The organism is Citrobacter sp. MGH100 (assembly GCF_001034465.1).
Classification (GTDB): Bacteria; Pseudomonadota; Gammaproteobacteria; order Enterobacterales; family Enterobacteriaceae; genus Citrobacter; species Citrobacter youngae.
This window is the reverse complement of sequence record NZ_KQ089802.1, coordinates 104,813-117,157: the sequence shown is the minus strand read 5'-3', so window position 1 is coordinate 117,157 and position 12,345 is coordinate 104,813. Positions and strand designations below refer to the sequence as shown.

Annotated in this window: 9 protein-coding genes; 7 read left to right on the top strand and 2 right to left on the bottom strand. The window is 54.6% G+C overall.

Annotation, left to right across the window (positions count from 1 at the left end):
* Positions 1-11 precede the first annotated feature (11 nt).
* Entirely contained in the window at positions 12-542 is a 531-nt protein-coding gene (gene gntK / locus SK32_RS18435) for a gluconokinase (protein ID WP_048213572.1), read from the top strand.
* Entirely contained in the window at positions 542-1,882 is a 1,341-nt protein-coding gene (gene gntU, locus SK32_RS18430) for a gluconate transporter (RefSeq protein WP_003023477.1), read from the top strand. The genes gntK and gntU overlap by 1 nt, the downstream gene beginning before the upstream one ends.
* Before the next feature lie 83 nt (positions 1,883-1,965).
* On the opposite strand, the gene SK32_RS18425 is transcribed toward gntU, so the two are convergent.
* Together SK32_RS18425 and yhgN are read right to left on the bottom strand one after the other, a co-directional pair.
* Positions 1,966-2,412, bottom strand: a complete 447-nt coding sequence (locus SK32_RS18425) for a hypothetical protein (RefSeq protein WP_048213571.1) — start codon at positions 2,410-2,412, stop codon at positions 1,966-1,968.
* A gap of 720 nt (positions 2,413-3,132) precedes the next feature.
* On the bottom strand, positions 3,133-3,726 hold the full coding sequence (yhgN, locus tag SK32_RS18420; protein WP_003023480.1) for an NAAT family transporter YhgN: 594 nt from the start codon (positions 3,724-3,726) through the stop codon (positions 3,133-3,135).
* Positions 3,727-4,044: 318 nt separating this feature from the next.
* Here yhgN and asd point away from each other — a divergent pair, with 318 nt between their 5' ends.
* From asd to glgA, 5 genes are all read left to right on the top strand, one after another.
* Positions 4,045-5,151 carry an aspartate-semialdehyde dehydrogenase gene (asd, locus tag SK32_RS18415; protein ID WP_003837862.1) on the top strand — a complete coding sequence of 369 codons (1,107 nt, stop codon included), beginning with the start codon at positions 4,045-4,047 and terminating at the stop codon, positions 5,149-5,151.
* 273 nt (positions 5,152-5,424) lie between these two features.
* Positions 5,425-7,611, top strand: a complete 2,187-nt coding sequence (glgB, locus tag SK32_RS18410; RefSeq protein ID WP_048213570.1) for a 1,4-alpha-glucan branching enzyme — start codon at positions 5,425-5,427, stop codon at positions 7,609-7,611.
* Positions 7,608-9,584 carry a glycogen debranching protein GlgX gene (glgX, locus tag SK32_RS18405; RefSeq protein ID WP_048213569.1) on the top strand — a complete coding sequence of 659 codons (1,977 nt, stop codon included), beginning with the start codon at positions 7,608-7,610 and terminating at the stop codon, positions 9,582-9,584. The genes glgB and glgX overlap by 4 nt, the downstream gene beginning before the upstream one ends.
* A gap of 13 nt (positions 9,585-9,597) precedes the next feature.
* Entirely contained in the window at positions 9,598-10,893 is a 1,296-nt protein-coding gene (gene glgC / locus SK32_RS18400; protein WP_048213568.1) for a glucose-1-phosphate adenylyltransferase, read from the top strand.
* Entirely contained in the window at positions 10,893-12,326 is a 1,434-nt protein-coding gene (gene glgA / locus SK32_RS18395) for a glycogen synthase GlgA (protein ID WP_048213567.1), read from the top strand. Before glgC ends, glgA begins: the two co-directional genes overlap by 1 nt.
* Positions 12,327-12,345 lie beyond the last annotated feature (19 nt).

Below are 12,345 nucleotides of genomic sequence, written 5' to 3'. Positions count from 1 at the left end.
GGGGCAACGCTTTGAGCACGACTAATCATGATCACCACGTTTACGTTCTGATGGGCGTATCGGGCAGCGGTAAATCTGCTGTCGCCAGCGAAGTGGCGCATCAACTGCAGGCCGCGTTTCTTGATGGCGATTTTCTCCATCCGCGCAGCAACATCATGAAAATGGCTTCCGGTGAGCCACTCAACGATGATGACCGTAAACCGTGGTTACAGGCGTTGAATGACGCCGCTTTTGCGATGCAGCGTACCAACAAGGTTTCGCTGATCGTCTGTTCCGCTCTGAAAAAAGTCTATCGCGACCAGCTGCGCGATGGTAACCCGAACCTCTCTTTCATCTATCTGAAAGGGGATTTTGACGTTATCGAAAGCCGTCTGAAAGCGCGTAAAGGCCACTTCTTCAAAACGCAGATGCTGGTGACCCAGTTTGAAGCGCTGGAAGAACCAGGTGCGAATGAAAGCGATGTACTGGTGGTCGATATCGATCAACCACTGGACGGTGTGGTCGCCAGCACCATTGAGGTTATTAACCAGGGCAGTAAGTAGTGAGTACATTAACGCTTGTTTTAACAGCAGTAGGGTCCGTTTTATTACTGCTGTTTTTAGTGATGAAGGCGCGTATGCACGCCTTCCTTGCTTTGATGGTGGTGTCTATTGGTGCAGGTCTCTTTTCCGGTATGCCGCTCGATAAAATCGCCGCGACTATGGAAAAAGGGATGGGAGGCACGCTCGGTTTCCTGGCGATTGTTGTGGCGCTGGGGGCGATGTTTGGCAAGATTTTGCATGAGACCGGCGCAGTCGATCAAATTGCCGTCAAAATGCTGAAATCCTTCGGCCACAGCCGCGCACATTACGCGATTGGCCTGGCCGGTCTGATTTGCGCGCTGCCGCTGTTCTTTGAGGTGGCGATTGTGCTGCTGATTAGCGTGGCGTTCTCGATGGCGCGTCACACCGGTACCAACCTGGTTAAATTAGTCATTCCGCTGTTTGCCGGCGTAGCGGCGGCTGCGGCGTTTTTACTGCCGGGGCCAGCGCCGATGTTGCTGGCTTCGCAGATGCACGCTGACTTTGGCTGGATGATCCTGATTGGCCTGTGTGCCGCGATTCCGGGCATGATTATCGCCGGACCGCTGTGGGGTAATTTCATCAGCCGTTACGTTGAGCTGAACATTCCTGATGATATTACCGAGCCGCACCTGGGTGAAGGTAAAATGCCGTCCTTCGGCTTTAGCTTGTCGCTGATCCTGCTGCCGCTGGTATTGGTTGGTCTGAAAACCATCGCCGCGCGCTTTGTGCCGGTTGGTTCTTCAACTTACGAATGGTTTGAGTTTATCGGTCACCCGTTTACCGCGATTCTGGTTGCATGTCTGGTGGCGATTTACGGTCTGGCGATTCGCCAGGGTATGCCAAAAGACAAAGTGATGGAGATCTGCGGTCATGCGCTGCAACCGGCGGGGATTATCCTGTTGGTGATTGGTGCAGGTGGCGTGTTTAAACAGGTGCTGGTTGATTCCGGCGTCGGTCCGGCGCTGGGCGAAGCGTTAACCGGAATGGGTCTGCCGATTGCCATTACCTGCTTCGTGCTGGCGGCAGCGGTGCGTATCATTCAGGGTTCCGCGACCGTGGCGTGCTTAACGGCAGTCGGTCTGGTGATGCCGGTGATTGAACAGCTGAACTTCTCCGGTGCGCAGATGGCGGCACTGTCAATTTGTATCGCGGGCGGTTCGATCGTGGTCAGCCACGTTAACGACGCCGGTTTCTGGTTGTTCGGTAAATTTACCGGCGCAACGGAAGCACAAACGCTGAAGACCTGGACGATGATGGAAACCATCCTCGGCACGGTCGGCGCAATTGTCGGTATGATTGCCTTCCAGCTGTTGAGCTGAGTCCTGTTGCCCGGTGGCGCTTGCGCTTACCGGGCCTGAATTCATTGCACATCGTAAGCCGGGTAAGCGTCACCCGGCTTTTTTTACAGCATTACCATGCCTTCATCTGTTTTCAACCAGCGCGGTGCTTTCAGCGTGTCGGCGAAATAACCCACCAAATCCTGCAACAAATCACCTGCCACTCGCTCCATATCATCAGAAAGCGTTTTGCTCATCAGCAAATGCGTCAAAAGCTGGCAGTAACGCCCCATCTGGTCTGGCTCAGGCTCGAAAAGGGGAAAACGGGTCGGGAATGTTTCTACCGTCAGACTGGCCTGCAGATGCTGCGGTACAGGCTCCGTTAAGGTCGGTTGCAATAACACGAGACAGGCCGACAGACGTGCACAAATCGCCAGTTTTTCAACCGGGTCATGGCATTCAACCAGTCCTTCGACAAAACGCTCGCAGTTATCCGCCAGTTCGGTGAAGTCCGTGGCATGGCTAAAGGGCAGGGTAAATAAAGAGTGCGAAAAGAGAGGGGTAGTTGCCATAGGGCAGCCTCCAATGAGTGATTTTCATCCACCACTGGAGAGGCTAATCTCACTGGTGGTGGAACCGAACAGGGTTAGCCTTACCGGCCTCATCGGATACCGGCGCGTCTTGCGACGCCCCCGCTCGGTCCACCATTGGAGTGTACCTAAGCGTGCGACACAAAAATACTTGCGTCACCGATGAAGGAGTTCAGAAGGCTAATTCTGGCACCTGATTATGCAGGTGCAGCGAGAAGATAATGCTTATCCGCGATGCTGACAAGAGGGCATTCTGGAAGGCACCTCGCAGAAATGAAAATACGTTATATCAGCGACTTAAAAGCATAAGGAATACCTGAAATTACAGCGGTGCCGTTGGCCCGGCTGAAAATCGCTGAGCTGTTTCCTGGACGCCGGGGCGACGCGCAGGGATGCGCGTCGAGGGCGCCGTTTGCATGGATGCTACCTGCGCCCGTCCCCGGACGCGGGAAGGAATAAGGCGAGGACAAAATTGCCAGGAGCAATTTTGAACAGCGCTTGCGCTGGCCCCGAAGGGGTGAGCCCCAGGGATGGGGCGAATATTCCGCGACGCGGCGATTTTCCTGCCGGAGAGCCGGGATTGTTAAGGGGGCTGCGTAGCCCCCTTAACACGTTCACCGGTGAAGAAACTCCAGAGAAGCAACGAACATAACGTGAACGGAATCGTTCTCTGAAATGCCATGCTCTCCAGCTTCAAAACGGTTACCCCTTCATCCACATCCGTACGCCATCAAGGAACATCTGGGTGGCCATCATCACCAGAATCAGCCCCATCAGGCGCTCCAGCGCGTTCACCCCTTTCTCGCCCAGCAGACGTAAAAACAGCGAAGACTGCAGCAAAATCACAAACGTACCGCCCCAGGCGATCAGCAGGGCAATCACCAGATGCCCCATCTGATTAGGGTACTGATGCGACAACAGCATTAATGAGGCCAGGATTGTTGGGCCTGCCACCAGCGGAATCGCCAGCGGGACGATAAACGGCTCTTCACCCGCCGGAAGCCCGGTGCTATTCCCGGTGGCGCTGGGGAAAATCATCTTAATGGCGATCAGGAACAAAATGATGCCCCCGGAGATAGAGACGGTTTCCGCGCGCAGGTTAAGAAATGCCAGAATTTTCTCGCCCGCAAACAGGAATATCAGCATCACCAACAGCGCAATGAACAGCTCGCGAATCATAATCGCGCGGCGGCGTTTTGGTTCGGTATGTTTCAATACGGACATGAAAATGGGCAAATTTCCGAGCGGATCCATAATCAGGATCAACAAAACTGCCGCTGAAATGATTTCATTCATAACTCAAATTCCCTGATAATTACCACGGACTTTCTGCTTGCTTGCGCAGCGGGATAAGTCGCATTACTGATGGCTTCGCTATCATTGATTAATTTCACTTGCGACTTTGGCTGCATTTTGTATGGTGAAGGATATGCCACCAGGACACTGGCATACATATACGCATCATCCTTCAAACTGCCTCTTTGTTGGCTTCACTCAGAAACCCCAATCGCATAGTTTTCTATGCTCATGGGGATTTCTTCGCTTGCCGCCTCGATGCATTTTGAATGATTTTACGTATAAACACAGCACACATCTCTGCAGGAAAAAAACGCTATGAAAAATGTTGGTTTTATCGGCTGGCGCGGTATGGTCGGCTCTGTTCTCATGCAACGCATGGTTGAGGAGCGTGACTTCGACGCCATTCGCCCTGTTTTCTTTTCTACTTCCCAGCTCGGGCAGGCGGCACCGACATTCGGTGGAACCGCGACCGGCACGCTTCAGGACGCTTTTGATCTGGATGCGCTGAAGGCGCTCGATATCATCGTGACCTGTCAGGGCGGCGATTATACCAACGAAATCTATCCAAAGCTTCGTGAAAGCGGTTGGCAGGGTTACTGGATTGACGCGGCCTCTTCGCTGCGTATGAAAGACGACGCCATCATTATTCTCGATCCGGTTAACCAGGATGTCATCACCGATGGCCTGAATAAAGGGATTAAGACCTTTGTCGGCGGTAACTGCACCGTTAGCCTGATGCTGATGTCCCTTGGTGGCCTGTTTGCCAATGACCTGGTCGACTGGGTCTCCGTGGCGACCTATCAGGCGGCTTCCGGCGGCGGCGCGCGTCATATGCGCGAGCTGTTGTCTCAGATGGGTCATCTGTATGGCCATGTGGCCGAGGAGCTGGCGACCCCTTCCTCTGCTATTCTCGACATCGAACGTAAAGTGACGACCCTGTCCCGTAGCGGTGAACTGCCGGTTGATAACTTTGGTGTACCGCTGGCCGGTAGCCTGATTCCGTGGATCGACAAACAGCTCGATAACGGTCAGAGCCGTGAAGAGTGGAAGGGACAGGCGGAAACCAACAAAATTCTCAACACGTCTTCCGTGATCCCGGTTGATGGTCTGTGCGTGCGCGTCGGCGCGCTGCGCTGCCACAGCCAGGCGTTCACCATCAAATTGAAAAAAGATGTGTCTATTCCGACCGTGGAAGAACTGCTGGCGGCGCACAACCCGTGGGCGAAAGTAGTACCAAACGATCGTGAAATCACCATGCGTGAGTTAACCCCGGCGGCCGTTACCGGCACGTTGACCACGCCAGTAGGTCGTCTGCGTAAGTTGAATATGGGACCGGAGTTTCTGTCAGCCTTTACCGTAGGTGACCAGCTGCTTTGGGGTGCTGCGGAGCCATTGCGCCGCATGTTACGTCAACTGGCGTAATGGTTTGTTAATGATCAAAGGGTGCTGAGTCACCCTTTTTTTTGCGTAATACAGGAGTAAGCGCAGATGTTTCATTTTTTACCAGGAGTAAGATAAAGCATTGGCTATTCTTTAAGGGTGACTTAGTACCGGAGGTATTAAGTTGTTGCCTGAAGGTGGGACGACGCAGAGAGGATGCACAATTGTGCTGCGCCGTTCAGGTCAAAAAAAGTGTCGCTACCTGATGTCGAAAATCAGTTGGAAGGGGTGACACCATAAAACAGGATGACAACCATGTCCGTTCGTATCGATAGAGACGTGATTAATGCGCTAATTGCAGGCCATTTTGCGGATCCTTTTTCCGTACTCGGTATGCACCAAACTGACGCTGGACTTGAAGTCCGCGCCCTATTACCTGACGCCACCGAAGTGTGGGTGATCGAACCCAAAACCGGACGCAAAGTCGGCAAGCTGGATTGCCTCGACTCTCGTGGTTTTTTCTGTGCAGTACTTCCCCGCCGTAAAAATTTCTTTCGCTATCAATTGGCCGTTGTCTGGCATGGACAGCAGAATCTGATTGATGACCCTTATCGTTTTGGTCCGCTGATCCAGGATATGGATGCCTGGCTGTTATCTGAAGGTACGCACCTGCGACCTTACGAAACGCTGGGTGCGCATGCGGATACTATGGATGGCGTAACCGGCACGCGCTTTTCCGTCTGGGCACCTAACGCTCAACGCGTGTCAGTGGTTGGGCAGTTCAACTACTGGGATGGCCGTCGCCATCCGATGCGCCTGCGCAAAGAAAGCGGTATCTGGGAGCTGTTTATCCCCGGCGCGCAGCATGGTCAGCTGTATAAATATGAGATGATCGATGCCAACGGTAAGCTGCGAATCAAAGCGGACCCTTACGCCTTCGAAGCGCAAATGCGCCCGGAAACCGCGTCGCTTATCTGTGGTCTGCCGGAAAAAGTGGTGCAAAGCGAGGAGCGTAAAAAAGCCAACCAGTTTGATGCGCCGATTTCTATCTATGAAGTGCACCTGGGGTCATGGCGTCGTCATACCGATAACAACTTCTGGCTGAGCTACCGCGAGCTGGCGGATCAGCTGGTGCCTTATGCCAAGTGGATGGGCTTTACCCATCTCGAACTGTTGCCGATTAACGAACACCCGTTTGACGGTAGCTGGGGTTACCAACCTACCGGCATGTATGCGCCGACCCGTCGATTTGGCACGCGCGATGACTTCCGCTATTTTGTCAATGCCGCGCATCAGGCGGGGCTGAACGTCATTCTCGACTGGGTGCCGGGTCATTTCCCGTCGGACGACTTTGGTCTGGCTCAGTTTGATGGCACCAGTTTGTATGAACACAGCGATCCGCGTGAAGGCTATCACCAGGACTGGAACACGCTGATCTACAACTATGGCCGCCGTGAAGTCAGCAACTATCTGGTGGGCAACGCCCTGTACTGGATTGAGCGCTTTGGTATCGATGCGCTGCGCGTGGATGCCGTGGCATCGATGATTTATCGCGACTACAGCCGTAAAGAAGGGGAATGGGTCCCAAATGAATTTGGCGGTCGTGAAAACCTCGAAGCTATTGAATTTTTACGCAATACCAACCGTATTCTTGGCGAACAGGTGCCTGGTGCGGTGAGCATGGCGGAAGAGTCCACTGATTTTGCTGGCGTTTCAAGACCGCAGGACATGGGCGGTTTAGGGTTCTGGTATAAGTGGAACCTCGGCTGGATGCACGACACGCTGGACTACATGAAACTGGACCCGGTTCATCGTCAGTACCATCACGACAAGCTGACCTTCGGTATGCTGTACAACTACACCGAAAACTTTGTCCTGCCGCTGTCGCATGACGAAGTGGTACACGGTAAAAAATCGATTCTCGACCGCATGCCGGGCGATGCGTGGCAGAAGTTTGCCAACCTGCGCGCCTACTACGGCTGGATGTGGGCCTTCCCCGGTAAGAAACTGTTGTTTATGGGCAATGAGTTTGCTCAGGGACGCGAATGGAACCACGACGCCAGCCTCGACTGGCACCTGCTGGAAGGCGGCGACAACTGGCACCACGGCGTACAGCGTCTGGTGCGCGATCTGAACCACACCTACCGTCATCACAAAGCGCTGCACGAGCTCGACTTTGACGCCTATGGCTTTGAGTGGCTGGTGGTGGATGACAACGAACGTTCGGTGCTGGCTTTCGTGCGTCGTGACAAGGTCGGCAATGAAATCATCGTGGTCAGTAACTTTACGCCTGTGCCCCGCCACGGCTATCGCTTCGGTATCAATCAGCCGGGGAAATGGCGTGAGATCCTCAACACCGACTCGATGCATTACCACGGCAGCAATACCGGCAACGGCGGTGCGGTGCACAGTGATGAAATCGCAAGTCATGGTCGGCAGCATTCACTGAGCCTCACGTTGCCGCCGTTGGCAACGATCTGGCTGGTTCGGGAGGGGGAATGACGCAACTGGCAACCGGCAACGCCACCCCCCATGGTGCAACGTATGACGGCCATGGCGTTAATTTTACTCTCTTCTCAGCCCACGCTGAACGCGTTGAATTATGCGTATTCGATGAGCAAGGCTGTGAACTCCGCTACGACCTGCCGGGGCGTAGCGGCGATGTCTGGCACGGCTATCTGGCCAACGCCCGGCCCGGTCTGCGCTATGGCTATCGCGTCCATGGCCCATGGCAACCGCAGCAGGGCCACCGGTTTAACCCGGCGAAACTGCTGCTCGACCCTTGCGCCCGTCGGGTCGAGGGCGAGTTAAAAGATAACCCACTGTTGCACGGTGGGCTAAATGAACCGGATCACCGTGATAACGCCGCCATCGCGCTGAAGGGCGTGGTGGTGTCCGACCATTATGACTGGGAGGATGATGCCGCGCCGCGCACGCCGTGGGGCAATACCGTGATTTACGAAGCGCATGTCAAAGGGTTGACGTATTTGCATCCTGACCTGCCGGAAGAGATTCGCGGAACCTACAAAGCGCTGGGTCATCCGGTGATGATCGATTACTTCAAGCGTCTCGGCATTACCGCGCTGGAGCTGCTACCGGTGGCGCATTTCGCCAGCGAGCCACGGCTTCAACGGCTGGGCCTGTCGAACTACTGGGGATACAACCCGGTGGCGATGTTCGCGCTGCATCCGGCCTATGCCTGTTCGCCGGAGAGTGCGCTTGATGAGTTTCGCGACGCGGTAAAAGCGCTGCACAAAGCGGGGATTGAGGTCATTCTCGATATCGTTTTGAACCACAGTGCCGAGCTGGATCTCGAAGGGCCTGTCTTCTCGCTGCGCGGAATTGATAACCGTAGCTATTATTGGATCAGGGATGATGGCGATTACTACAACTGGACCGGTTGTGGGAACACCCTCAATCTGAGCCATCCCGGCGTTGTGGAATACGCATGTGAATGCCTGCGTTACTGGGTTGAAACCTGCCACGTGGACGGCTTTCGCTTTGATTTAGCATCCGTCATGGGGCGTACGCCTGCGTTTCGTCAGGATGCGCCGCTGTTTACCGCGATCCAAAACTGTCCGTTGCTCTCTCGCGTGAAGCTGATTGCGGAACCGTGGGATATTGGTGAAGGCGGGTATCAGGTGGGGAATTTCCCACCACCGTTTGCCGAGTGGAATGACCATTTTCGCGACGCAAGTCGACGCTTCTGGCTTCAGCGTAATCTGTCTTTAGGTGAGTTTGCCGGACGTTTCGCTGCATCCAGCGATGTGTTTAAACGCCAGGGCCGCAAACCCAGCGCCACGGTCAATCTGGTGACCGCGCACGACGGTTTTACGCTACGCGACTGTGTGTGCTTCACAAATAAGCACAATGAAGCGAATGGTGAGGAAAATCGCGACGGCACTAGCAATAACTACAGCGACAATCATGGTAAAGAAGGATTAGGCGGCACGCTGGACCTGATTGAACGGCGGCGCGACAGCATTCATGCGCTGTTAACCACGCTGTTGCTCTCCCAGGGGACGCCGATGTTGCTGGCGGGCGATGAGCATGGTCATAGCCAGCACGGCAACAATAACGCTTACTGTCAGGATAACGCCTTAACGTGGCTGGACTGGCAGCAGGCAAACAGTGGGCTAACCACATTTACCGCCGCGCTGATTCATCTGCGCCGGCAAATACCCGCATTAACGGGGGATTGCTGGTGGGAAGAGGGCGATGGCAATGTTCGTTGGCTGAATAAGTACGCACAACCCTTAAGTGCGGATGAGTGGCAAAACGGCCCGAGGCAGATGCAAATCCAGCTTTCAGACCGTTTTCTGATTGCAATAAACGCCACGCTTGAGGTGACAGATATCGTTTTACCTGAAGGGGAATGGCACGCCATTCCCCCATTTGCCGGAGAGGATAATCCGGTGCTTACGGCTGTCTGGCAGGGACCTGCGCACGGACTGTGTGTGTTCCAGAGAAGATAAAAAGGAGTTAGTCATGGTGAGTTTAGAGAAGAACGATCGTGTAATGTTGGCGCGCCAGCTGCCATTAAAATCTGTTGCCCTGATCCTGGCCGGTGGCCGCGGAACCCGTCTGAAAGATTTAACCAACAAACGAGCCAAGCCTGCCGTGCACTTTGGCGGTAAGTTCCGCATTATCGATTTTGCTTTATCCAACTGTATTAACTCCGGGATCCGCCGTATCGGCGTAATCACGCAGTACCAGTCCCACACGCTGGTGCAGCATATTCAGCGCGGCTGGTCGTTCTTTAGCGAAGAGATGAACGAGTTCGTCGATCTGCTGCCTGCCCAGCAGAGAATGCAGGGTGAAAACTGGTATCGCGGCACGGCGGATGCGGTGACCCAAAACCTGGATATCATTCGACGCTATAAAGCGGAATACGTGGTGATCCTCGCGGGCGATCATATTTATAAGCAGGACTACTCACGCATGCTGATCGACCACGTCGAGAAAGGCGCGCGCTGCACCGTGGCCTGTATGCCAGTGCCGATCGAAGAAGCCAGCGCGTTTGGCGTGATGGACGTGGACGACACCGATAAAATTATCGAGTTCGTTGAAAAACCCGCCAACCCGCCAGCGATGCCTAACGATCCGACCAAATCGCTTGCCAGTATGGGGATCTACATCTTCAACGCCGATTATCTGTATGAACTGCTGGCGGAAGATGATCTCGATGAAAAATCCAGTCACGATTTTGGCAAAGACATCATTCCAAAAATCACCGAAGCTGGCATGGCATATGCGCATCCATTCCCGTTGTCCTGCGTGCAGTCTGATCCGGAATCCGAACCGTACTGGCGCGATGTGGGGACGCTGGAAGCCTACTGGAAAGCGAACCTCGATCTGGCTTCGGTGACGCCTGAACTGGATATGTACGACCAGGACTGGCCAATCCGAACGCACATGGAATCGCTGCCACCAGCGAAATTTGTTCAGGACCGTTCCGGCAGCCACGGCATGACGCTGAACTCGCTGGTTTCCGGCGGCTGTATTATTTCAGGTTCGGTGGTGGTGCAGTCCGTTCTGTTCCCGCGTGTGCGGGTGAATTCATTCTGTAACATTGATTCGGCAGTGTTATTACCTGAAGTGTGGGTGGGACGTTCATGCCGCTTACGTCGTTGCATTATTGACCGCGCCTGCGTTATTCCTGAAGGCATGGTAATCGGTGAAAACGCGGAAGAAGATGCTCGTCGCTTCTACCGCTCAGAGGAAGGCATTGTGCTGGTCACGCGTGAAATGCTACGCAAACTGCAAATCAAACAGGAGCGATAATGCAGGTTTTACACGTTTGTTCAGAGATGTTCCCCCTGTTAAAAACCGGGGGACTGGCGGATGTTATTGGGGCGTTACCTGCGGCACAAATTGCGGACGGTGTGGATGCCCGCGTATTGCTTCCGGCGTTTCCTGATATTCGTCGCGGCATTCCCGATGCGCAGGTCGTGACGCGTCGGGATACCTTCGCCGGACGGATAACGCTGTTGTTCGGACATTACAACGGCGTCGGTATTTATCTGATTGATGCGCCACATCTCTATGACCGTCCCGGGAGCCCGTATCACGATACGAACCTGTTTGCGTATACCGATAACGTGCTGCGTTTTGCGCTGTTGGGTTGGGTCGGCTGTGAAATGGCCTGCGGCCTTGATCCATTCTGGCGCCCGGATGTGGTGCATGCGCACGACTGGCACGCTGGCCTGGCGCCGGCGTATCTGGCGGCGCGCGGCCATCCGGCGAAATCGGTGTTCACCGTACACAACCTGGCGTATCAAGGCATGTTTTATGCAAAGCATATGGATGACATCCAATTGCCATGGTCGTTCTTTAATGTGCACGGGCTGGAGTTTAACGGCCAGATTTCGTTCCTGAAGGCCGGGTTGTACTACGCCGACCACATTACGGCGGTCAGTCCGACCTACGCGCGGGAAATTACCGAGGCGCAGTTCGCCTACGGCATGGAAGGTTTGTTGCAGCAGCGCCATCGCGAAGGGCGTCTTTCCGGCGTGCTGAACGGCGTTGATGAAAAAATCTGGAGCCCGGAAACCGATCTGCTGCTGGCGTCGCGCTATACGCGTGACACGCTGGAAGAGAAGGCGGAGAACAAACGGCAGCTACAGATCGCGATGGGACTTAAGGTTAACGATAAAGTGCCGCTGTTTGCTGTAGTCAGTCGCCTGACCAGCCAGAAAGGGTTGGATCTGGTGCTGGAAGCGTTGCCGGGGTTGTTAGAGCAGGGCGGACAACTGGCGTTGCTCGGCGCGGGCGATCCGGTATTGCAGGAAGGTTTCCTCGCCGCGGCGGCGGAACATCCGGGCCAGGTGGGCGTACAGATTGGCTATCATGAAGCCTTCTCGCATCGCATCATGGGCGGGGCTGATGTGATATTGGTGCCCAGCCGTTTTGAGCCGTGTGGCTTAACACAATTGTATGGACTGAAGTACGGCACGTTGCCGCTGGTGCGACGTACCGGTGGGCTGGCTGATACGGTGTCTGATAGTTCGCTGGAGAACCTGGCGGACGGTATCGCCAGTGGGTTTGTATTTGAAGATAGTAATGCCTGGTCGCTGCTACGGGCGATCCGGCGTGCTTTCGTATTGTGGTCCCGGCCTTCGCTGTGGCGGTTTGTACAACGTCAGGCCATGACCATGGATTTTAGCTGGCAAGTCGCGGCGAAGTCATACCGTGAGCTTTACTATCGCTTGAAATAGTTATCCAGGAATCACCTAT